22 protein-coding genes are annotated in these 21,821 nt (G+C 70.9%); 9 read left to right on the top strand and 13 right to left on the bottom strand.

What is annotated here, in order from left to right:
- Window positions 1–4 precede the first annotated feature (4 nt).
- Window positions 5–703 carry a TetR/AcrR family transcriptional regulator gene (locus QC385_RS00245; protein WP_279539177.1) on the bottom strand — a complete coding sequence of 233 codons (699 nt, stop codon included), beginning with the start codon at window positions 701–703 and terminating at the stop codon, window positions 5–7.
- 143 nt (window positions 704–846) lie between these two features.
- Here QC385_RS00245 and QC385_RS00250 point away from each other — a divergent pair, with 143 nt between their 5' ends.
- Complete coding sequence (locus tag QC385_RS00250; RefSeq protein ID WP_279539178.1) at window positions 847–1,452, top strand: TetR/AcrR family transcriptional regulator; 606 nt, start codon at window positions 847–849, stop codon at window positions 1,450–1,452.
- Window positions 1,453–1,468: 16 nt separating this feature from the next.
- Here QC385_RS00250 and QC385_RS00255 read toward each other — a convergent pair whose 3' ends face one another.
- The 4 genes from QC385_RS00255 to QC385_RS00270 form a co-directional block, all read right to left on the bottom strand.
- Entirely contained in the window at window positions 1,469–2,908 is a 1,440-nt protein-coding gene (locus tag QC385_RS00255; protein WP_279539739.1) for a 2-oxo acid dehydrogenase subunit E2, read from the bottom strand.
- A 5-nt stretch (window positions 2,909–2,913) separates the two neighbouring features.
- Window positions 2,914–3,939, bottom strand: a complete 1,026-nt coding sequence (locus tag QC385_RS00260) for an alpha-ketoacid dehydrogenase subunit beta (protein ID WP_279539179.1) — start codon at window positions 3,937–3,939, stop codon at window positions 2,914–2,916.
- 5 nt (window positions 3,940–3,944) lie between these two features.
- Window positions 3,945–4,949, bottom strand: a complete 1,005-nt coding sequence (locus QC385_RS00265) for a thiamine pyrophosphate-dependent dehydrogenase E1 component subunit alpha (RefSeq protein WP_279539180.1) — start codon at window positions 4,947–4,949, stop codon at window positions 3,945–3,947.
- 95 nt (window positions 4,950–5,044) lie between these two features.
- Window positions 5,045–5,500, bottom strand: coding sequence for a VOC family protein (locus QC385_RS00270; RefSeq protein ID WP_279539181.1), 456 nt, complete (start codon window positions 5,498–5,500; stop codon window positions 5,045–5,047).
- A gap of 154 nt (window positions 5,501–5,654) precedes the next feature.
- On the opposite strand from QC385_RS00270, the gene QC385_RS00275 reads away from it, so the two are divergent.
- From QC385_RS00275 to QC385_RS00290, 4 genes are all read left to right on the top strand, one after another.
- Complete coding sequence (locus tag QC385_RS00275; protein ID WP_279539182.1) at window positions 5,655–6,971, top strand: aromatic ring-hydroxylating oxygenase subunit alpha; 1,317 nt, start codon at window positions 5,655–5,657, stop codon at window positions 6,969–6,971.
- A complete protein-coding gene (locus tag QC385_RS00280) occupies window positions 6,968–7,792 on the top strand; it encodes an SDR family NAD(P)-dependent oxidoreductase (protein ID WP_279539183.1) in 825 nt (274 codons plus the stop codon). Before QC385_RS00275 ends, QC385_RS00280 begins: the two co-directional genes overlap by 4 nt.
- A gap of 31 nt (window positions 7,793–7,823) precedes the next feature.
- Entirely contained in the window at window positions 7,824–9,560 is a 1,737-nt protein-coding gene (locus tag QC385_RS00285; protein ID WP_279539184.1) for a PEP-utilizing enzyme, read from the top strand.
- Between the two features lie 71 nt (window positions 9,561–9,631).
- Window positions 9,632–9,946: a putative quinol monooxygenase gene (locus tag QC385_RS00290; RefSeq protein ID WP_279539185.1), complete on the top strand. Its 315-nt coding sequence runs from the start codon at window positions 9,632–9,634 to the stop codon at window positions 9,944–9,946.
- Window positions 9,947–9,983: 37 nt separating this feature from the next.
- Here QC385_RS00290 and QC385_RS00295 read toward each other — a convergent pair whose 3' ends face one another.
- Genes QC385_RS00295 through QC385_RS00310 form a run of 4 tightly spaced genes read right to left on the bottom strand, consistent with a single transcriptional unit; the run spans window position 9,984 to window position 12,960 of the window.
- Window positions 9,984–11,015 carry an NADP-dependent oxidoreductase gene (locus QC385_RS00295; RefSeq protein WP_279539186.1) on the bottom strand — a complete coding sequence of 344 codons (1,032 nt, stop codon included), beginning with the start codon at window positions 11,013–11,015 and terminating at the stop codon, window positions 9,984–9,986.
- A 4-nt stretch (window positions 11,016–11,019) separates the two neighbouring features.
- Complete coding sequence (locus QC385_RS00300) at window positions 11,020–11,235, bottom strand: transposase (RefSeq protein WP_193478837.1); 216 nt, start codon at window positions 11,233–11,235, stop codon at window positions 11,020–11,022.
- A 7-nt stretch (window positions 11,236–11,242) separates the two neighbouring features.
- Window positions 11,243–11,569 carry a 2Fe-2S iron-sulfur cluster binding domain-containing protein gene (locus QC385_RS00305; protein WP_279539187.1) on the bottom strand — a complete coding sequence of 109 codons (327 nt, stop codon included), beginning with the start codon at window positions 11,567–11,569 and terminating at the stop codon, window positions 11,243–11,245.
- The gene (locus tag QC385_RS00310; protein WP_279539188.1) at window positions 11,554–12,960 is read right to left on the bottom strand and encodes an aromatic ring-hydroxylating oxygenase subunit alpha; all 1,407 of its coding nucleotides are present in this window, start codon (window positions 12,958–12,960) and stop codon (window positions 11,554–11,556) included. Before QC385_RS00310 ends, QC385_RS00305 begins: the two co-directional genes overlap by 16 nt.
- Before the next feature lie 237 nt (window positions 12,961–13,197).
- On the opposite strand from QC385_RS00310, the gene QC385_RS00315 reads away from it, so the two are divergent.
- Genes QC385_RS00315 through QC385_RS00330 form a run of 4 tightly spaced genes read left to right on the top strand, consistent with a single transcriptional unit; the run spans window position 13,198 to window position 18,034 of the window.
- Window positions 13,198–14,340 carry a substrate-binding domain-containing protein gene (locus QC385_RS00315; RefSeq protein ID WP_279539189.1) on the top strand — a complete coding sequence of 381 codons (1,143 nt, stop codon included), beginning with the start codon at window positions 13,198–13,200 and terminating at the stop codon, window positions 14,338–14,340.
- On the top strand, window positions 14,325–15,848 hold the full coding sequence (locus QC385_RS00320) for a sugar ABC transporter ATP-binding protein (RefSeq protein ID WP_279539190.1): 1,524 nt from the start codon (window positions 14,325–14,327) through the stop codon (window positions 15,846–15,848). The genes QC385_RS00315 and QC385_RS00320 overlap by 16 nt, the downstream gene beginning before the upstream one ends.
- Before the next feature lie 27 nt (window positions 15,849–15,875).
- On the top strand, window positions 15,876–16,970 hold the full coding sequence (locus tag QC385_RS00325; RefSeq protein ID WP_279539191.1) for an ABC transporter permease: 1,095 nt from the start codon (window positions 15,876–15,878) through the stop codon (window positions 16,968–16,970).
- A gap of 2 nt (window positions 16,971–16,972) precedes the next feature.
- A complete protein-coding gene (locus tag QC385_RS00330; protein ID WP_279539740.1) occupies window positions 16,973–18,034 on the top strand; it encodes an NAD(P)-dependent alcohol dehydrogenase in 1,062 nt (353 codons plus the stop codon).
- Here the strand turns inward: QC385_RS00330 and QC385_RS00335 are convergent.
- The 4 genes from QC385_RS00335 to QC385_RS00350 all read right to left on the bottom strand — a co-directional run bounded on the left by QC385_RS00335 (window position 18,022) and on the right by QC385_RS00350 (window position 21,688).
- Window positions 18,022–18,726 carry a DUF4328 domain-containing protein gene (locus QC385_RS00335; RefSeq protein WP_279539192.1) on the bottom strand — a complete coding sequence of 235 codons (705 nt, stop codon included), beginning with the start codon at window positions 18,724–18,726 and terminating at the stop codon, window positions 18,022–18,024. The genes QC385_RS00330 and QC385_RS00335 overlap by 13 nt on opposite strands.
- A 129-nt stretch (window positions 18,727–18,855) precedes the next feature.
- On the bottom strand, window positions 18,856–19,638 hold the full coding sequence (locus QC385_RS00340) for a ThuA domain-containing protein (RefSeq protein WP_279539193.1): 783 nt from the start codon (window positions 19,636–19,638) through the stop codon (window positions 18,856–18,858).
- A gap of 3 nt (window positions 19,639–19,641) precedes the next feature.
- Window positions 19,642–20,406: an SDR family NAD(P)-dependent oxidoreductase gene (locus QC385_RS00345; protein WP_086847906.1), complete on the bottom strand. Its 765-nt coding sequence runs from the start codon at window positions 20,404–20,406 to the stop codon at window positions 19,642–19,644.
- 40 nt (window positions 20,407–20,446) lie between these two features.
- The gene (locus QC385_RS00350) at window positions 20,447–21,688 is read right to left on the bottom strand and encodes an acyl-CoA dehydrogenase family protein (RefSeq protein WP_279539194.1); all 1,242 of its coding nucleotides are present in this window, start codon (window positions 21,686–21,688) and stop codon (window positions 20,447–20,449) included.
- Window positions 21,689–21,821: the final 133 nt, after the last annotated feature.

Raw genomic sequence — 21,821 nt, forward strand, 5'->3', positions numbered from 1 at the left:
CGCCTCAGGTCCGGGACGTGACCGGCTTGGGCAGCTTCGTCGCTTTCGTCGCTTTCGTCGGTTTCGCCGTTTTCTGCTCGGTGGCGACGATGCGCAACGCCAGCTCCCTGACCGCCTCCAGCACGGAACGGGAGGGCAACTGGGACAGCGGTCCCCCCTCCGCCCGCAGCGCGGTGACGAGCATGGTCGTACTGATCAGGGTGCGGACCGCGAGCGCCTGTGACGCGTGCCGTACCTTCGCCGCCCGGGGGCTGCGGGTGGTGCCCTCGGGCAGATAGTCGTAGCCACGCTGGATGTGCCGCTGTTCGAACTCGTCCCGCAGCACCTTGACGCTGCCGTTGGCGGAGGCGACCTGGACCTGGTACAGGCGGGCCTCGTCCGGGTTCCGTTCCACCCAGTCCCACACGGCGTCGATGACGCGGATCAGCCCCTCCGCGTCACCCGGCTCGGACTCGGGACGGGCCGCCTCCACGACCGCGTTCAGCTGGTCGAACACGCGACGCATGGCGAGCTCGAGCAGCTCCTCCTTGCCGTCGAAGTGGTAGTAGACCGCCGTGGGCACCACCTGGGCCTCGTCCGCGATGTCCTGGATGCTGGTCTCCGCGAACCCGTTGCGGCCGAACACCCGCACGGCGGCGGTGATGATGTGCTGCCGCCGCGAGGGTCGGTGGGCGGGCTGCTTGCCGTTCTTCGTGCTGGCCATCATGCTCCCTGCCGGCTGCCGTGACCCCGCGTCCTCGGGTCCTGTGTACTGCCCATGCTATCCAGTAACTCCAACCGTCCGGCAGAGTAATTCCTGCTGCGCGTGGGCTTACGGGACACCCGCCGCCCGGCATACTTGACACCATGACGACCTCCGGAACCCGCGCCGCTCACCGTCCGTCGCGCAAGCAGTGGGTGATCGAAGCAGCCACCGAGCTGTTCGCCACCCAGCCGCCGGACGAGGTGACGGTGGCCGACATCGCCGCTCGCGCGGAGATGACCTCGGCGGCGGTGTACTACCACTTCTCCTCCAAGGACCAGGTCCTGGCAGAGGGGATGCGGGCGTTCGCCACCGCACTGCGCGAGCAGTTGCAGGCGCTCACGGAGGCCCACGAACCGGGCTCGGACGTCGGTGCGGCGGTCACCACGCTGCTGTCCTGGCTGGGCGAACACCGTTCCGCCGCCACGGTGTTCTTCGTGTCGTCGGCCGGCATGAGCCAGGAGGCCGAGGCGCTGCGCCAGGAGAGCCGCAGCGAGTTGCTGGACGAGCTGGTGCGGCTGATCCGCAAGGCCCGCACGTCCGTCACCGACGCCGAGGCGGCGGTGATCGGGCTGGGCCTGCTGGCGCTGCTGGAGACCGCGGCGATCTCGCAGGTCCGGGGCGACGACGTGTACCGGTCGCTGGGGCACCGCTCGTTCGTCCGCGAGGTCGGCGCTCTCGCGGAGCGGATCGCCGACCCGGCGTCCTGAAGGCCGGTCCGGCGGATCACACCAGCAGCCGGAGGGGCCTGCTCAGCAGGTCACCGACTATGCGCAGATATTCGGCTGCGGGTGCACCGTCGACGGCACGGTGGTCGAAGGTGAGGCTCAAGGTGAGCACGCGCGTCCGCAGCGGCCGGTCGTCCGCCCACTCGACGCCGTCCCTGAGCCTGCCCACCCCGAGGATCGCGACATTGCCGGGGTTGATCACCGGGGTGAAGAAGTCGACGCCGTATCCGCCGAGCGAGGTGACGGTGAAGGTGGCCCCTTCCAGTTGCGCGGGGGAGATCCGCCCCTCGCGCGCGGCCCGGGCCAGGTCCCTGGAGCGGCGGGCCATCTCGGGCAACGGCAGCTGCACGGCATCCTCGATCACGGGGACCATGAGGCCGCCCGGAACGGCCACGGCGAAGCCCAGGTGGATGCCGTCGAGCAGATGGACGCCGTCCTCCCGCACCGTCGCGTTGAGCAGCGGGTGCTCGCGCAGGGCCAGGGCCGCGGCCTTCAGCAGGAAGTCGTTGATGCTGGGCACCGGCAGATCGCTGTCGGCCCACTCCTCCTTGAGCCGGTCCCGCAGGGACACCACGGCGTCCATCCGCACCTCGTAGCCGTGCGTCAGCTGCGCCATCTCCTGGAGGCTGGCGTGCATCCTGCGGGCGATGGTGCCGCGCATCCCGGTGAGCGGGATGACGTCGCCGGGCCGAGGGGCCGCATCCCGGCGGGGAGGGGCCGTGTCCCGGCGAGGAGGTGCCGGGGTGACGGCATCGAGGTCGGAGCGGCGGATCCGGCCGCCCGGCCCGGTGCCGTTCACCTCGGAGAGGTCGATGCCCCGTTCCTTGGCCAGCTTGCGGACCAGCGGCGAGTAGGAGGTGCCGCCCGGCGCGACCGGCTCGCCGAGGTCGCCCAGGTCACCGAGGTCGCCGGGGAGGGCCGCGAGGAACTCCTCCACGTCCTCGGAGACGATCCGGCCGCCTGGCCCCGTGCCGCGTACGGCGGTGAGGTCGACGTCGGCGGCGGTGGCGACCCGCCGGGCGTTGGGTGAGGACAGAAGCCGGCCGGCGATGCCGTTGACGGAGGGCACCGCAGACTCAGCGCCGTTCGCGGAGGGCACCGCGGGAACAGCCCCGGTGCCGTTGAGCGCGGGCGGAGAAGTACCCGCACCGACCCCGGACCCTTCCGGCATCGGCGTACCCGCCGGGCCCGGCGGGTGCTCGCCCTCGGCCAGCAGCCAGCCGATGACGGACCCGGTGGGGACGGTGACGCCCGCCGGGACCACCGGGTGGAACAGTCCCCCGGCCTCCGCCTCGACGTCCACGTCGACCTTGTCGGTCGCCAGCCTCAGCAGCGCGTCGCCCTCCGCGACGGCCGCGCCGGCCGGCACGAGCCATTCGTCGATCGTGCCTTCCTGCATGGTCAGACCGATCTTCGGCAGCAGCACCTCGACCGCCATGTCGGTCACGCCCTTTCGAGGAGACGCCGGCACCCCTGGGCGATGCGGGCGCGATCGGGCACGTACGCCTTCTCCAGGACCGGGGAGAAGGGAACCGGGGAGAAGGGGGCGCCGATGCGCAGGACCGGCGCGTCCAGGTAGTCGAAGGCGGAGTCCTGGATCTGGGCGGCTATCTCCGCGCCGAGCCCGCCGAAGGTGACGGCCTCGTGCACCACGAGCACCCGGTTGGTGCGGCGGACGGAGGCGAACATCGTCTCGGTGTCCAGCGGCTGCACGCTGCGGGGGTCGATCACCTCGATCTCCACGCCCTCGGCCGCCAGTTCTTCGGCTGCCGCGAGGGCCTCCCCCACCATGCGGCCCAGGGCGATCACCGTGACGTCGGAGCCGTGCCGTGCGGTGTGCGCCTGACCCAGCGGAATGCCGTAGATCTCCTCGGGCACCTCGCTGGTGCTGCCGAGCAGGACCTTGTTGAGCATGATGACGACCGGGTTGTCGTCCCGGATGGCCGAGACGGTCAGGCCCTTGGCGGTGTACGCGTCGCTGGGCATGACCACCTTGAGGCCGGGCACGTGGGCCAGCCATGCCTCCAGGCTCTGGCTGTGCTGCGCCGCGGCGCCGAGGCCCGCGCCGGAGGCGGTGGTGATGGTGAGCGGCACGGACAGCGCGCCGCCGAACATGTACTTCATCTTGGCCGCCTGGTTGACGATCTGGTCGAGGCAGACGCCGATGAAGTCCATGAACATCAGGTCGACGACGGGCCGCAGGCCCCGGGCGGCGGCTCCCACGCCGAGGCCGACCAGGGCGGCTTCGGAGATCGGGGTGTCGATCATGCGGCGGGGGCCGAACTCGTCGAGCAGGTTGTCGAACATGCGGAAGACGCCGCCGTATCCGGCCACGTCCTCACCGGCGACGAAGACGTTCTCGTCCTCGCGCATGGCCTGTGCGAGTCCCTCGTTGAAGGCCTTGACGTAGGACAGCTTGCGGGGGGCGGCGACCGGGGTGACGGCCGGTGCCTCGGTGGTGGTGGTCATGGCGGTCATCCCGAGTAGACGTTGAGCAGCAGGTCGGCGGGGTCGGGCAGCGGGCTCGCCTCGGCGTACGCGATGGCCTCGGCGATCTCGTCGCGCGTGCGCTGCCATACGTCGTCCAGCTCCGCACGGGTGGCGGTGCCGTCGGCGACGGCCCGGGCCTCCAGCAGGTCGATGGGGTCACGCGTCTTCCACTGCGCGACCTCCTCGTCGGAGCGGTACGGGTGACGCAGTCCCTTGACTCCCTGGTGGTCGAAGAAGCGGTAGGTCTTGGCCTCGATCATCATCGGGCCCGCGCCGGCCCGGGCCCGTTCCACGGCTTCGACGGCGGCCCGGTGGACGGCGGCCGCGTCCATGCCGTCGACGATCACGCTGGGCATGCCGTAGGCGGCGGCGCGGTCGGCGACATCGGTGAGCAGCATGTGCGCGGACTGCGGGGTGAACTCCGCGTAGCCGTTGTTCTCGCAGACGAAGACCACGGGCAGGCCGAGGATCGCGGCCATGTTGGCGCCCTCGTGCCAGGCGCCGATGTTGGTGGCGCCGTCGCCGAAGAAGGTCACGGCGACGTTGTCCTCGCCCTTGTACCGGGCGGCGAAGGCCGCGCCCACGGCGATCGGGACGCCGGCCCCGACGATGCCGTTGGCGCCGAGCATGCCGCGGGTGAGGTCGTTGATGTGCATGCTGCCGCCGCGGCCGAGGCAGGCGCCGGTGACCCGGCCGTACAGCTCGGCGTACATCTCGCGGAAGCCGACGCCCTTGGCCACGGCGTGCCCGTGGCCGCGGTGGGTGGAGGTGATCTGGTCGTCGTCGCGCAGGGCCGCCATCACGCCGGCGGCGACGGCTTCCTGGCCGACATAGAGGTGCAGGAAGCCGGGCAGTTTGCCGGCCTCCATGAGTTTTCCCGCCTCGGTCTCGAACAGCCGGATGCGCACCATGCGCTCGTGCAGGTCCTTGATGACCTGCTCGCTGACCTGCGTGGTTTTCTTCGACGCCGTTGACACTCGTTGAGCCATCGTCCGCCCCTTCGTCCGAGGGAGGTTGCCAAGCAATCGGACTTACTTGTGCTGGTCTACAGTAACCAGCAGGGGCACCTTACTGAACAGTGTCTCTAATTACTATGGTCCGGACCCGGGTCACCGGCGCGTGCGTCCACCAACTCCACGACATTGCCCTCCGGATCGGCCCAGAAGCTGACGCGCCGACCGCGAGCCCGGACGACGACCGGCTCCGACAGGGGCCGGGCACCCGCGGTCGGCAGGACCGCGACCACAGGGTCCATGTCGTCCAGATGGAAGGTCAGATACGACAGCCCGAGATGCCCGGTCGGCGAGGCCACAGCGCCCGTCGGCACCGCCGCCGACCGGGGAAGGATCAACTTCACGCACCCTCCGGAGGGCACCCGTAGCCACGCGACCACCAGCTCGCCGCCGAGCCCGGCCGGGCCGCCGACGGACTCCGGTACGCCCGAGCGGCGCTCGGCGCGACAGCCGAGCACGTCGCAGTAGAAGCGCTCCATCAGCTCCAGGTCCCGCACCACCACGCCCACCTCGAACGGCAGGGTCATGACCATCACACCCACCCCCACGGGACACCGAGCGGCAACTTCGCCACTTTCTATTGACAGACCACACTAAGTCCTGTTGTCGTTTCGGACACAGCCCAGCTGTCGCATTCCGAAGCCGGTCACCGGCTCGCGGCTGGGAGGATGTGAGGACATCGTGGTCCAAACCAGTTCGCCGGAGATTCGGGGAACAGACGCCGAACCCAGGTCGCCGATCTCGGCACCGTCGGCTCCCTCGGCTGCCTCGGCCCCCTCGGCCCCCGAATACGCGTCGTGGATCAGCCAGGACCGGTCCACCGACGCCGCGTCCCTGACGATGCGGCGGGAGGCGGCCGAACTCGTCGAGCGTGTGATGACGCACTACCGCGACAACACGACGCACGAGGCGGACGGCCAGTGGACGGAACCCGTCGCCAACTACCTCGACGCCGATCGCTGGCAGCGCGAGACGGACGCCGTCCACCGCGGCGTCCCCCTGCCGCTCGCCATGTCCTGCGAGCTTCCCGGGCCGAACACCTACAAGGCGATCGACGTGCTCGGCATCCCCGTGCTGATCACCCGTGACCGCCAGGGCACCGTGCACGCGATGATCAACGCCTGCCGGCACCGGGGAGCCAAGCTCATCGAACCCGGCTGCGGGGTGTCGAAGCGGCTCACCTGCCCCTACCACTCCTGGTCGTACGACCTCGCCGGAGAGCTGCGGGGCGTGTACGCGGAGAAGACCTTCGGGGAGGTTCCGCGTGAGGGCCGCAGCCTTGTCCGGCTCCCGGCCGGGGAGCGCGCGGGCATCGTCTTCGTCTCGCTGGACCCGGCGGCCGAGCCCGACCTGGACGCCTGGCTCGGCGACCTCCAGCCCCTGCTGGAGGGCCTCCGACTGGCGGAGTGCCACCACTACGCCACCAGCGAGCTGACCAGTCCCAACTGGAAGGTCACCCTCGACGGGTATCTGGAGACGTACCACTTCGCCTCGCTGCACCCGAAGACGGTGTTCGAGACGAACCTCTCGAACATGATGGCCCACGACACCTGGGGCCCCCACCAGCGCATCGCACCGGCCCTGCGCCCCATCGCGCAGGCGGTCGAGCTGCCGCCGGACCAGCGTGACCCCGGGGACTGCGTCGGGCCCATCTACTGGCTCTTCCCCGGCCTCGCGATCGCGGGCGGCTGGCGCCAGAAGATCGCCGTCTCCCTGGTGCTCCCCCGGACGGCGACCGAGTCGGTGACCCAGCAGATCATCCTGCTGCGCGACCCGGCGGTCACCGAGGAGGAGCGCCAGGCCGCCGACCGGTTCGGCGCATGGTTCCACGAGGTGGTCCGCGACGAGGACTACGCGACCACCTACGGAGTCCAGCAGGGCCTTAAGGCCCTCGACGGGACCGACTTCGTCTTCGGACGCAACGAGCCCGGACTCCAGCACTTCCACCGCACCATCCATCAGCACCTGGACACAGCACCCCACAGAGCCGCCAGGTGAGCAACCAACAAGACTCGCGGGAGAACACCATGGTGGCTACGGGCAGCCTCGACGGACGTGTCGCGGTGATCACGGGCAGCACGCGCAGCATCGGCCGCGCCATCGCCGAGGCCTTCCTGGCCGACGGCGCCACGGTCGTCATCAGCGGCCGCAGCGAGGTCAAGGGCAAGCAGGCCCTGGAGGAGATGGACGCCGGGGACCGGGCCGTCTTCCACCCCTGCGACGCCAACAGCCAGGAGGACATCGAGGGCCTCGCCGACTTCGCCGCCGAGCGCTTCGGCAGGCTCGACATCTGGGTCAACAACGTCGGCGGCAGCTCCGGCTTCGCCCCGATCCACCAGCTCAGCGACGAGGCCTGGCACAACGCCCTCAACCTGAACGTCAACGGCTACTTCTACGGCACCCGCCGGGCCCTGCCGAAGATGCTGGAGGGCGGCTGGGGCCGCATCATCAACATCTCCTCGGTGGAGGGCAAGCAGGCCAACAAGCCCGCGATCAGCCACTACATCACCAACAAGCACGCCATCCACGGCCTGACCAAGGCGACCGCCTTCGAGTACGGCACCCAGGGCATCACCTGCAACGCCATCTGCCCCGGCGCCGTCGACACCGACCTCATGCGGGCCGCAGGTCCCACCGCCGCGGAGGCCGAGGGCATCTCCTACGAGGACTGGCTGGGCCGCTTCGCCGAGCACGCCGCCACCAAGAAGATCACCACGGTGGAGCAGATCGCGGCGGTCGCCTCACTGCTCGCGAGCGAGGCGGGGGCGGGTATCACCGGCACGCTGATCAGCGTCGACGGCGGAACAGCGCAGTGGTAGGCGCGGGTACGGACAGCGGGAGACCTCGGTCATGAAGAGCTGGATCACGGACTGGCAGCGCAGTGAGCGGCTGCCGCACTACACCCGGGCCAACGCGGGCGAGACCCTGCCGGAACCCGCCAGCCCGCTGGGCTGGACCCTGGTCTGGGGGCGAGGCCTGCAAGGCTGGCGGCACGGCTTCGTCGGGTTCGGCATCTACCGCGAGGAGGAGGTGGCCGGCCCCAGGCCGCCGTTCGTCGGCATGTTCGGCGGCCACTTCTACCTGAACCTGTCCCACATGCGGCTGTTCGGCATCCGTATGGGCCAGACGGCGGACCAGATCGACGCCGCCTTCGTCGGTCAGCGCTCCGACACGCCGGTGTACCTGGCGCACCCGGACGACCAGGACGAGGAGCTGACCGCCAAGGCGGGCGCGACGCTCCAGCGGATGCTCGGCCAGGCCGGCTTCCCGGAGGCCGACGCCGACCGGGAACGGCTGCGCGCCCTGCGCCGCTCGCGACCCGACCTGGCGAAGCTTTCGGACGCCGAACTGGTGTCGCACGTACGGTCGTTGCTGGACGAGGTGGAGACGACCTTCCAGCGGCACGTCGAGTCGTCGCTGCCCGCGTCCGTCGGGCCGGCGATCCTCGGCCCGCTGTGCGCGAGCGTGGACCGCCCCGGCGCCATGCTCGACCTGATCGGCGGTCTCGGCGACGTCGACTCCGCCTCCCCGTCGACCGGGCTGTGGACACTGTCCCGCCAGGTGGCGGCCTCGGCCGAACTGAGCGCGCTCTTCGACCAGGGTCCGGCCGCGGTGGAGCGGGCGCTCGAGGGGGCGAGCGGGGACGTGAAGGCGTTCCGTGACTCCTTCGAGGAGTTCCTCGCGGAGTCCGGCGACCGCGGTCCCAACGAGTGGGACATCCACGCGCTGTCGTGGGAGGCGGCACCCGTCCAGGCGCTGGCCCTGGTCGACCGGATCCGGCACAGCCCCGACGACGACTCCCCGGCCGCCCGCCGCACACGGCTGACCGAGGGGCGCGAGCGGACGGCGCGCGAGATCCGGGCCGTGCTGCCCGAGGAGGCGCAGCCGATGTTCGACGCCGGCATGCACGCCTCCCGGGTGTGGATCCCGGCCCGCGAGCGCACCAAGGCGAACTGCGTCACCGTCGTCAACGAGATCCGCATGGCCGTACGGGAGCTCGGCCGCCGCGGTGTCGAGGCGGGGCTCTTCGCCCGGCCCGAGGACGTGATGATGCTGCTGGACACCGAGCTCGACGACTACGTCGCCGCCCCGGAGTCCTTCGGCCCGGTGATCGCGCGGCGGCTCGAGGAGTACGCGGGCCTGCACGAGCTGGAACCGCCGTTCTTCGTCGCCGACGACGCGCAGACCGAGATCGACACCTGGCCGCGCCGTGCCGAGGAGCGGACCGAGGCGGCCGTCGAGGGCGATGTGCTCGGCGGTGTCGGCGGCAGCCACGGCACGTACACCGGCAGGGTGCGGGTGGTCACCGACCCGGCTTCGTGCGAGGCACTGGAGCCCGGCGAGGTGCTGGTCGCGCCGATCACGGACGCGGCCTGGACCCCGCTGTTCCTGGTGGCCGGGGCGGCCGTCGTGGACGTGGGCGCGCTCAACAGCCACGCCGTGGTGGTCTGCCGTGAGCTGGGCATCCCGGCCGTCATCTCCGTCGAGGGCGGAACGCGACGGCTGCGGGACGGCATGATGATCACGGTCGACGGTGAGCAGGGCACGGTCACCGTGGACAGTGTTCCCGCCCCGCTCGGCATCTGAGAACTCCGCGGGCCCGTCGCTTCCCTGCACCGGAGCGACGGGCCCGCGGGCACGACCTCGAAAGGACCACCATGGCTGAGGAACTCATCGTCTCCGGCTGGATGGACTACGAGCCCGGCGACCGCGACACCATGCTGGCGGCCCTCGTCGAGCTGGGCCGGCGCACCCGCGAGGAGGAACCCGGCTGTCTGGACTACGCGATGACCGCCGACCCCGAGGACGAGCGGCGTATCCGGGTGTACGAGCACTGGACCTCGCGGCAGGCTCTCGACGAGCACTTCGCCACCCCGCACATCAAGGACTTCCGTACGGCCGTGGCGGGGCTGACCCGGGCCGGGGCCTCGCTGACGGCCCACACCGTCGCCGCGTCACATCCCCTGCGCTGAAAACGGCGCCCCGGCCGGGGCGCCGTTTCCGGCATGCTCAGCTGGAACCGTCCAGCCGCACCAGCATCTTGCCGACGTTGCCGCCGCCCAGCAGGGACAGCAGCGCCCCCGCGGCGTTCTCCAGGCCGTCCGCGACCGTCTCGCGCGCGGTGATCCGGCCCTCGGCGAGCCAGCCCGCGACCCGCTGCTCGAATTCCGGCCGCAGGTCCTCGTGGTCGCGGACGATGAACCCGGACAAGGTCAGCCGCTTGAGGACCGCCTGGATCAACTGGTTGATGTCCACGGTCCGTCCCGCGCCGCCGAACTGCGACATCATGCCGCACAGGGCGACCCGGCCACCGGGGCGCAGCGCGTGCAGCGCGGCGGCGAGCTGCTCACCGCCGACGTTGTCGAAGTACACGTCGATGCCGTCGGGTGCCATCCGCGCCAGCGCGTCGCGCACCGGCTCGGCACGGTAGTCCGCGGCGGCGTCGTAGCCGAACTCCTTCATCAGCAGGGCGCACTTGTCCGGCCCTCCGGCGGTCCCGATGACGCGCTGCGCGCCCAGCAGACGGGCGAACTGGCCGGCGGCGGTGCCGACGGCGCCTGCCGCCGCCGACACGAAGACGGTGTCGCCCGGCCGCAGCCGCGCGACACGGGTCAGGCCGACGTACGCGGTGAATCCGGTCTGGCCGAGCAGGCCCAGCCAGGTGGGCAGCGGCGCGAGTACCGGGTCGATGCGGCCTGCTCCATCAACGGCCACCGCGTCGAGCACCGCCCGCTCCCGCCAGCCGAGCTGATGACGTACGTACGTGCCCGGCGGCACCGAGGCGCAGCGGCTCTCCTCCACGACACCGAGGGCGCGGCCGTCGAGCGGCGAGCCCGGGGTGAAGTTGTGCGTGTAGTGCTTCTCGGTGGTCGACAGCCGCCCGCGCATGGACGGGTCGACGCTCATGTAGAGGTTGCGGACGAGCAGCTGCCCCTCCCCCAGGGCCGGCAGCGGGCGCTCCTCCATGACGAAGTCAGCGGGAAGCGGTTCTCCGTCGGGCCGGCGCGCAAGGCAGACCACCCGGGTGGTGCGAGGCGTCACGGGATCACTCCTCCGGCTGCGGGGTGGTGCGCCGCTGGGCGAGGCGGCCGACCCAGCCGGCCATCTGGAGGTCGGCGTGGCGCAGTTCGCCCGACTGCCACCGGGCCTGGAAGTCGAAGACGCCCTGTACCCCTGTCCTGGGATCGGTCACCTCGACCAGGCCGTCCTCGGTGAGCCGGTACACATGGCCGGTCAGCGGGTGGATCACTTGCTTGGACATGGGGGTCTCACTCCTGCACTCGGCGGCGTACGCCGCGCTTGGTCACGGTCACCGGGCCCTCGACCCGGAGCCGGCAGGCGAGCCGGGTCAGGCCGTCCACCGGTCTGCGCAGGGCCTCGATGCCCTCGCGTTCCAGCGGGTCCACGGGGGAACAGTTCTCGGTGCCCTCCTCGACCTGGACGAAGCAGGTGCGGCAGGTGCCCTGGCCGCCGCAGACGGTGGGCCAGCGGTAGCCGAGCCGCCCGGCGGCGGTGAACAGGTCCTCACCGTCGAGGACTTCGAGCTCGACGCCGGAGGGCCTGACCGCCACCCGGTGGGTCACCTGCTCATCCACTGGTCGAGCGTCTGGTTGAAGTGGCGGATACGGCTCTCCTGGTAGTTCGCCAGGGTGATGCCCGGCTTGCGCATCGCCTTCAGGCCCTGCTGGACGTAGGGCAGGTTCTCGCAGTCCTGGTCGAAGACGGGCCCGAGGACGCCGAGTTCGGGGATGTCGGCGAAGAGCGTGTCCTGAGGCACCCAGCGGATCTTCGCCGGGGGCGGCGTCTGGCCGGGCTGCTTCGGGGACGACATGAAGATGATCTCGGCGGTGCAGGAGTCGGGGTCGAGGCCGTTGGGCCGGAACCGGTAGATGATGTTCGACTTGGCGCCGCCCCAGGGGTTGAAATTGGGGAACAACAAGTAGTTGATGGCGTCCAGCAGCTCGGTGTCGGGTGTCTCCGAGAAGTCCTGCTGCGAGGTGGCCGCCAGTTGTTCGCGCATCCGCGCGGCGAGGACCTGACGGGCCGTGCCGCCGGGCGGGATCGCCGGCAGCTCGTCACCCTCCTGCATCACCAGGTCACGTCCCTGGGCGGCGGCGTAGAACGAGCGCGAGTCGTAGAAGGTCTCCAGGACGTCCTCCTCCGTGACGGAGTCCGCCACGTGCGGGCTGGGCGCGCCCTGGATGTTGATCATCCGGTTCCAGTTCGGCTGGTCCGCCATGACGTCGTACTGCGAGTTGGCGTCGGCGAGCCACGTCAGCATCTGCGGATGGGTGGCGATCACGTGGAAGGACTCGATGAACGCGTCCTGCGCGACCTTCCAGTTGCAGGGCAGCACCTTGGCGATGTGCAGCGACTTGTAGCGGTTCTCCAGCGGCCAGATGTAGTAGTCGTCGAAGGTGCCGCGGTAGCTGTCGAAGGACTCGGCGTACGGGTCCATGTTGATGAAGACGAAGCCGCGCCAGGTGGCCACCTGGGCCTCGGGGAGGGCGAACTTCTCCGGGGTGACGTGCGGGAAGTCCCAGGCACAGGGCGGGGTCCGCATCGTGCCGTCGAGGTTCCAGGCGAAGCCGTGGAACGAGCAGCGGAACTCGCTGACGTTGCCGCCGCCGGTGCGCAGTTTGCGGCCGCGGTGCAGACAGACATTGACGTAGGCGCGGATCTCGTCGGGAGCCGTGCGGACGACGATGAGGGAGTCGTCGCCGATCTCGTAGACCTCGTGGTCGCCGACCTCGGGGATCTCGCTCTCCAGGCAGGCGAACTGCCACACGCGCCGCCAGACCTGCCGCATCTCGCGTTCGGCCCACTCGCGGGAGGTGAAACGGGCGGTGTCGATGTCCTCGCTGCCGAGGTAGTCGTTGCGCTCGTACCTCAGGGCGGGGGGAACGGGGCGGCTGTCCTGGTCGAGGTAGTCCTGGACGCTGGGCCCGGGGCACCGTGCCGTGGCCGGTTCCGACGTTTCGTCCATCATCTCTCCTCCGGCAGAAACTTTAGATTGAGTGTAGTTACCGGTTGCCGCCCGGAGCAACACTCGTGCCGGTGGACGATCTCCTCACCTGACGAGGTCACCGCACTTTCGCACCGTTCTTCCGGAATTTCTTGCGGCAACCCTCTCCCCAAGCCCGCTGGGGCATGTCACACTCCGACCCACTTGAGGCTGTAGTGCCTCTTAAGTTTCTCCGTCTCACCACGGGAGCACTCAACGATGAGTTCCAGACCCCGTCGCGCGGTCCGCCGCGCCATCACCGCGACCCTCCCCGTCACCGCCCTGCTCGCCCTCGCGGCATGCGGCACCGGGACCACTCCGGCCGCCGACTCGACTCAGGCGGGGGCGCCCGCCTCCCCCGGCCTGACGGCGGCCCGCGCAGCCCTGGCGAAGTACTCCGAGCGCCCGGCCACGATCTCCGTGACCGAGCCGGTGGGCAAGGCGATCCCCAAGGGCAAGAAGATCGACTTCATCCTCTGTGGCGTCCAGTCCTGCAAGGACCTCGCCGGCTTCTTCACCGAGGCCGCGAAGGAACTCGGCTGGGAGGTCAAGCAGATCGCCACCCAGGGCACTCCGGAGTCCGTCCAGGCCGCCTACGAGCAGGCCGTACGCGACAAGCCGGACGCCGTCGTCGCCTCCGGTTTCCCCCGTGCCGTCTACGCCAAGCAGCTGGCACAGCTGAAGGCGGCCGGTATCCCCGTCATCCAGTCGAACGCCGACGACGTGACGGGCGACGGCATCTCCCTGCTGAAGAACGGCCCGAAGGACGTCGGCGTCCAGGGCGAGATGCTCGCCTCATGGGTGGTGTCGAACAGCGGCGCCAAGGCGGACACCGTCTACTTCGACCTGCCGGCCTACACGATCCTCAAGCCCGTCAAGGACTCCTTCGCGGCCAAGTACAAGGAATGGTGCGACGGTTGCGCGCTCGACAACGTCGACGTGCCGATCACCGCGGTGGGCAAGGACATGCCGGACCGCGTGGTGTCGTACCTCCGGTCGCACCCGAAGGTGACCCATGTCGTCTTCTCCCTGGGCCTGCTCAACGTGGGCGTGCCGGCCGCGCTGAAGACCGCCGGGGTCACCGGCAAGCACATCGTCGTCAACGTCGGTGACGCGCAGAATTACCAGTACATCCAGGGCGGTCTCACCGACGGCGCGATGGCGCTGAACTCGCACGAGACGGCCTGGATCCAGGCCGACGCGCTGGCCCGGCACTTCACCGGCCAGCCCATGGCGGTGGACCAGAAGGCGGCGCTGCCCAACATGCTCGTCACCAAGGACAACCTGCCCTCCGCCGACGGCGACTTCCCGATCGTCGAGGACTACGAGAAGCAGTTCAAGGCGCTGTGGGGACTGAGTTGACCGGGCCGGTGCTACGGGTGGCCGCCCTGTCGAAGAGATTCGGCGGCACCCAGGCGCTGAGGGACGTCGGCCTCGAGGTCATGCCCGGCGAGATCCACGCCCTGATCGGTCCCAACGGCTCCGGCAAGTCCACCCTGATCAAGATCCTCGCCGGCTACCACCATGCGGAGCCGGGTGCGGTGGCCGAACTCGACGGCGAGCCGTTCGGCCTCGGCCAGGTCTCGGCTTCCCGCCACGACCGGCTCCGCTTCGTCCACCAGGAGCTGGGGCTGGTGGGAGAGTTGAGCGCCATCGACAACCTCGCGCTCAGCCATGGCTTCGCCCGCACGGCGTTCGGCAACATCCGCTGGCCGGAGATGGAGCGGAGGACGAACGCCCTCGTCGAACGGTTCGGCCTCGGCATCGACGTACGCAGGCCCCTGATGACGGCCACCCCCGTCCAGCGCACGGTGGTGGCCATCGCCGCCGCACTTCAGGGCTGGGAGGGCCGCCGCGGGGTCCTGGTGCTCGACGAACCCACCGCGGTACTGCCGCCCGGCGAGGTGGCCCGTCTCTTCGACATCGTGCGGGAGGTCCGCGACGCCGGGGCCGGTGTCCTGTATGTCTCCCACCGGATGGACGAGATCTTCGCGCTCGCCGACCGGGTCACCGTGATCCGCGGCGGGCGCCGGATCGCCACCCGCCCGGTCGCCGAGCTCACTCCGCGCCTGCTGGCGGAGCTGATGGCGGGCGAGGAGATGGAGACCGCGCACCGTCCGGCGCCCCCTTCCGCTCCTGCCGACCCGGTGCTGGAGGTCCGCGACCTGTGGGCCGGGCCGTTGCGGGGGGTCGACTTCGACCTGGCCGGGGGCGAGCGCCTGGGCATCACCGGTCTGGTCGGCTCCGGCCACGAGGTCGTGCCGTACGCGGTGTGCGGGGCCCACGCCGGGCGGGTGAGCGGCAGGATGCGGCTGCCGGGACGCTCCGAGCGGTGGACCGAGGCGCGTGACGCGAGCGGCCTGGGTCTTCCCCTGGTCCCGGCGGACCGGGCGGGCGAGGGAGTGATCGGCGATTTCTCGGTCGGCGAGAACCTCACCCTGCCGCTCCTGGACCGGCTGCGCTCCCGGTCCGGGCGGCTGCGCCGGCGCCGCGAGTCCGCCCTGGCGCAGGACTGGATCCGGCGGGTCGGGGTGCGAACGGCCGGACACGGGGCCCGGATCACCACGCTGAGCGGCGGCAACCAGCAAAAGGTCGTCATGGCCCGCTGCCTGGCCGGGCGGCCGCCGGTGCTGGCGCTGTGCGAACCCACGGCGGGCGTGGACATCGCCACCCGCCTTCAGCTGTACGACCTGATAGAGCGTCAGGCAGACGAGGGCATGGGCGTCATCGTGTCCTCCTCCGACACGCAGGACCTGCTCGCGCTGTGCACCCGCGTCCTGGTGGTGCGGGACGGCCGGATCGCACGGGAGATCAGCGGCCGGGACATCACCGAGCCCGCGCTCGTGCACGCCATGGAAGGAACCGAGTGACATGAGCCCTGGAAGGAACCGAGTGACATGACGTCCACCCCGACCCGGGCGGCGGAGGTCCCGCCGTCCGCACCGGAGAGATCCGCGGTGTACGTACCGGGGACATGGGCCCGACGGGCGGTGGCCGCCCTGTCGTTCCGCAACATCGGCGCCGTGTACGTGTGGCTGGTCATCGTCGTGCTCTTCACCGTGTGGGCGCCGGACACGTTCCCGACCATGATCACGGTCAAGCAGGTACTGAACGGCAACGCCGTGGCGGGCCTGGTCGCACTCAGCGTCGTACCGCCGCTGGCCGCGCGCGTCTTCGACCTCTCCATCGCCTTCACCATGTCGCTCACCAGCGTGCTGACCGCCCACTTCATGGTCTCCGCCGGCTTCGGGCCCGGCACGGCCATCGCGCTGGCGATGACCGCCGCGCTGCTGGTCGGGGTCGTCAACGGCATCGTGGTGGTGGTCCTGCGCGTCGACTCGTTCATCGCCACCCTGGCCACCGGCGCGCTGATCCAGTCCCTGATCACCATGGTCACCAACGACAGCTCGATCACCGGTGTGCGGCTGCTCGCCGAGCCGTTCGCGAGCATCGCCCAGCTGGACGCCGGCGGCGTCACCCTGCCGGTGCTGTATCTGCTGCTCGCCGCCCTCGCCATCTGGTTCCTGCTGGAACACACCGCCACCGGGCGCCGGTTGTACGCGACCGGGTTCAACGCCGACGCGGCCCGGCTGCAAGGGGTGCGCACTGACCGGCTGCGCTTTCTGACCCTGGTGGCCTCCGCTCTCCTGTCCGGTTTCGCCGGCGTCGTCTTCACGGCCTCGGTCGGCTCCGGATCGCCGACCGCGGGCACCCCGTACCTGCTGTCGGCCTACGCCGCCGCCTTCGTCGGGGCGACCCAGTTGCGGGCGGGCCGCTTCAACGCCTGGGGCACGGTCCTCGCGGTGCTCCTGCTCGGCACCGGCATCACGGGCCTCGGGCTCGCCACCAGCGCGCAGTGGGCCGCGAGCCTGTTCACCGGCTCGGTCCTCATCGTGGCGCTGGTGCTCACCGGTGGCCGCATCGCCCTGCCGACCGTCCTGCGCCGCCGGGCGAGAACCCGGCCGGACTCGGCCACCGGCAAGGAGCTCTGATGATGAAGGCACTTCAGTACCGGCGGGTGGGGCACGCTCCCGAGGTCGTGGAAGTCCCGGTCCCCGAACCCGGCCCGGGCCAGGTGCTGTTGAAGGTGACGGCGGCCGGGCTCTGCCACTCCGATCTGGCGGTGATGGGCTGGCCCGAGGAGCGGTTCCCCTACGCCCTGCCGATGACACTCGGTCACGAGGGCGTCGGCACGGTGGCGGCGCTGGGTGCCGGTGTCACCGCCGTGACGGAGGGCGAGGCGGTGGCGGTGTACGGCCCGTGGGGCTGCGGGCGCTGCCACCAGTGCGCCGAAGGCAAGGAGAACTGCTGTCCGCACGCCGCCGGGCTAGGCATCCTGCCGCCGGGGCTCGGCTCACCCGGTGCCCTGGCGGAGTACGTACTGGTGGACTCGCCCCGGCACCTGGTGCCCCTGAACGGACTCGACCCGGTGCAGGCCGCGCCCCTCACGGACGCCGGGCTGACCCCGTATCACGCGATCCGCGGGTCGTTGCCGAAGCTGCTGCCCGGCAGCACGGCGGTGGTGATCGGCGTCGGCGGCCTGGGGCATCTCGCCGTGCAGCTGCTGCGCGCGCTGACCCCGGCCCGGGTGGTCGCCCTCGACGTGAGCAAGGAGAAACTGGAGCTGGCCCGCGAAGTCGGCGCCCACGAGACGCTCCTCTCCGACGGCGAGGCGGCCGCACGGATCCGCGGACTCACCGGCGGTACGGGAGCGCAGGTCGTCCTGGACTTCGTCGGGGCCGAGGCGACCCTGGCCGTGGCCGCCGCGTCGGTGGCGGTGGCGGGCGATGTCACGGTCGTCGGCCTCGGCGGGGGCACACTGGCCGTCGGCTTCGGCGGCGGCCTGCCGTTCGAGGTGTCGGCCTCCTTCCCCTACTGGGGCAGCCGGACGGAACTCATGGAGGTCCTGGAGCTCGCACGCCAGGGTCTCGTGTCGTCCCACGTGGAGACCTTCACACTGGATCAGGCACCAGAGGCGTACGAGCGCCTGCACGCCGGGGAGATCGACGGCCGCGCGGTGGTCTTGCCGCACGCCTCGTCGCCTCACGCGCGGTAAGGGCTGCTTGCCGTCGCCTTCAGCCAGTGCATGGACGTCAGGCGGACGGCGAAGTACACCGCGGCCACGGCAGCGGCCAGGTCCAGGACGTCCGCTGCCATGTACTGCATCACCGCGGCCCGAGTCTCCGTGAGGGTCTCTGCGCTCTCATATCGCGACTCGGCGTACAGGCCGTACAGCGAGCTGGAAACGAGCAGGCCCCACCACAGGTTCACGGGCCAGATCCCTGCCCGGTACGGTTCCCCGTCGGCGGGCAGGGGTGACGCGGCACCCCACATGTCGACGGCGATGCGGTACGGCAGCCAGAAGTTCGCCAGTGGGATGAGCCAGCCCCCGATGGCCCAGCCCGGGCCCCTACGGAACCGATCGGGTGCCAGCAGCCCGGTGTTGCGGCGCGTCCAGAAGAACCATGCGACGAAGAGGACCGCGCAGGGCAGGAACACGATGCCCTGAATGTTGCCGGCTGTCTGGTACAGCGAGTACGCGGCGTCCAGCCCTTGCTGGGGAGCAACGGCGAATTCCTGGTCCTCGTCGATGAGCAGGTAGATCCGCGCTCCGGCGAAGACGGCGAGGAGATCGCTCAGGGCGACGATCGCGAGCGACACCGACGCCGCTGCCAGCAGGCCGCGCACCGAGCGTGGTGTTCCGTTCGGCAGCATGCGCCGCGGACGGAGTTCATTGGATGCAGACATGACGGTGGCCCCCCACGGGCAGAGTACGCAAAGGCCCGCGATAGAGCGCGTGCGGAGGCACGGTACGCCTGCTGCGAGGCCCCGTCCATAACAATCCGCAGGTCGGACAGCCACTCCACGGCCCGCGTTTCACCGAGCCGGGCTTCGCCCGCCCACCGTCCGCTCCACACAGCGCCGGAGCACGGTCAGGAACTCCGGTGTCTCCCAGGGCCCCACGTCCACGCGCCCGGTGTCGTCCACGCCGAGGTCCTGCACGTCGTAGCGGCCCCGGCAGTGGCCGAGGGTGAAGTAGCAGACCTCGCCGCGGCCGTGCCGTTTGAGGTACAGCACCGGCCGGGGCGCGCGGTCGAGGGCCGCCGTGTCGCCCTCGGCGAAACCGCGGCACGGCCCCGTGTACTCGGCGTGCAGCAGCACCTCCAGCTCGCCGTGCATCTCGCTCACGTACAGCTCGTCGGTGACCGTGAACGGTTCGATCCCGGCGACCAGCGGATGGCCGGGCCGGGTCACCAGCACCTCGTACGGCTCGATCGGCGGGTGGGCCAGGAACTGACTGCCGAGCACCTCCGCCACTTCCCCGAGGAGCCGCGGAGTGGTGAACACCCGCGAGCCGCCGCCCGCCGACGGCTCGATCACCGCGTTGGTGCCGTGCAGGGCGAGCCAGCGCCCGCCCCGCTCGACGAACCGTGCCAGCGCCGCCCGTTGCGCCGGGCGGGGCCGGACGTCACAGGTATAGGTGACCAGCAGGTCCGCCCTGTCGAGGGCGGCCAGGCAGTCGTAGTCCTGGTACACCGTGGTGCGCACCCGGGGATGCTCGGCGAGCAGCTCCAGCAGCCGCAGCCGCGCGTGGTCGAAGTCGTGCCACCGTCCGCCGCAGACCAGTACGGCGTCCAGGCGGCCGGCCGGGCCCGCCACGGCTCAGTACTGGACGCGGGTGAGCAGCCCGCCGTCCACCACGAGGTTGACCCCGACGCAGAAGGAGCCGGTCCGCCCGAGAAGGAACGCCACCGCCGCGGCCACGTCCTCGGCGGTGCCGTAGCGGCCGATCGGCAGCTTGGCGAGGACCTCCTCGTACACCTCCGGGCGGCTGGTGCGGATGGTCTCCCAGGCACCACCGGGGAAGTCGATCGGGCCGGGCGAGACGGTGTTGACTCGGATGCCCTTCGGCGCGAGGGAGTGCGCGAGCGCCGAGGCGTGCTGGACGACGGCCGCCTTGAGCGCGGAGTAGGAGTTCGCTCCGGCCGGGCGCGCGGTGTCGGAGGCGTTGGTGGTGCCGATGGCCACGACGGCGGCCCGGTCGGAGGCCTCCAGATGCGGAAGAGCCGCCTCTACGAGGCCCGCGAACGGGATCAGGTCGCCGCGCAGGCTGGCTTCCCAGGACTCGGGGCCCTTCACGTTGCCCGCCGACACGTTGGACACCAGCAGGTCCAGCCCGCCGAGTTCACCGGCCGCCCGCTCCACGAATCCCGCCAGGGCGGCCGGGTCGGTGACGTCGACCGGCTCCGCGAACACTGTGGCCCCCTCACCGCGCAGTTCGGCGGCGGCCTTGGCCAGCCCTTCCTCGCCCCGGGCGCACAGGGCCAGCGCGCAGCCCTCGGCCGCGAGGGTTCCGGCGATCGCCCGGCCGATGCCCCGGCTCGCGCCGGTCACCAGCGCCTTCGCGCCTGTCAGTCCCAGATCCATCGATGTCACTCCTTTGTGATTGCCTAAACCGTCCGGTGGCTCAGTTGCCGGGAAGCTGCGAGAACGGCGCCCGGTCCTCCCGCGGCTCCGGCGGCAGCTTCAGCACCCGCTCGCCGATCAGGTTGCGCTGGATCTGGTCGGTGCCTCCGGCCAGCCGGTAGCCGGGGGCGCCGAGCAGGTGCTGCGTCCAGGCGAACGTGCCCGGTTCCCCGGTGTCGGCGCTGATGCGCGCCCCCATCAGCTCGGCGGCGACCTGTCCCGTGCGGGTGAGCAGGTCGGAGGCCATGAGCTTGGTCAACGACGCCTCGGGACCCGGCCGGCCGCCGGCCGCACTCGTCCTGGCGACGCGGTCCACGGTGGCCGCGCGCAGGGCGGCACGCACGTACAGGTCGGCGAGGCGCTGGCGGACCAGCGGATCCGAGGTGCGGTCGAGAGAGCGGGCGAGCGCGAGCACGTCCGGAAAGGTGCCGCCCTTGCGGCGGTTGCCGCTGCCGGAGGCGGTCCGTTCGAAGGCGAGGGTGGTGGTGGCGACCTCCCAGCCCTGGCCCGGCCGCCCGATCCGGAGCCGGTCCGGGACGCGTACGCCGCTGAGGAACACCTCGTTGAAGGAGGCGCCGCCGCTCATCTGCCGGATGGGGCGGATCTCCACGCCCGGGGCGTCCATCGGGACCAGGAAGGCGGTGATGCCGGCCTGTTTGACGACGTCCGGGTCGGTGCGGGCGAGCAGCAGGCCGTAGTCGGCGAACTGGGCGCCCGAGGTCCACACCTTCTGGCCGTCGATCACCCACTCGCCCCCGTCTGCCTGCCGGGCGCGGGTGCGCAGGGCGGCGAGGTCGGAACCGGCACCCGGCTCGCTGAAGAGCTGGCAGGCCAGCAGGTCGGTGCGCAGGAACGCGCGGGCGTGGCCGTGGAGTTGCTCGGCCGTCCCGAACAGGGAGACGGCCATCGCGACCAGGCGCACGGTGACGCTGATCAGCTCGGTGGAGGGCGGCACCTCGAAGGCGGACTCCTCCTCGGCGAAGGCGGCCACGTGGGCGGCGGTCAGGCCCGCGCCGCCCCTGTCCGCGGGGAGGGTCAGCGCCTGGTAGCCGGCGTCGAAGCGGGCCCGCTGGTAGGCGCGGCAGCGTTCCAGCAGCAGGCGTTCCTCGTCCTCGGGCAGGTTGTGGAACACGGCGAGGTCGGCGTCATCTCCGGCGGACTCCGGCGCCCGCGCCGGTTCGAGCACGCCGGCCAGCCACTGGCGTACTTGCGTGCGCCACGCGTCCGGATCGGGCTGGGGCATGACTCCTCCTCGGACAGTTACCAGACGAAAGATTCAGTAACGGTGGCGGCAAAGCGTGCTTGCCAGACCCTTTGAGCTTGCGGGAACGCCTCCGCTTGGGATCTGAGTGTTCCGTACTTTCTTGATAAACGCT

The sequence above is a fragment of the Streptomyces sp. DH10 genome (assembly GCF_029813805.1).
Classification (GTDB): domain Bacteria; phylum Actinomycetota; class Actinomycetes; order Streptomycetales; family Streptomycetaceae; genus Streptomyces; species Streptomyces coeruleofuscus.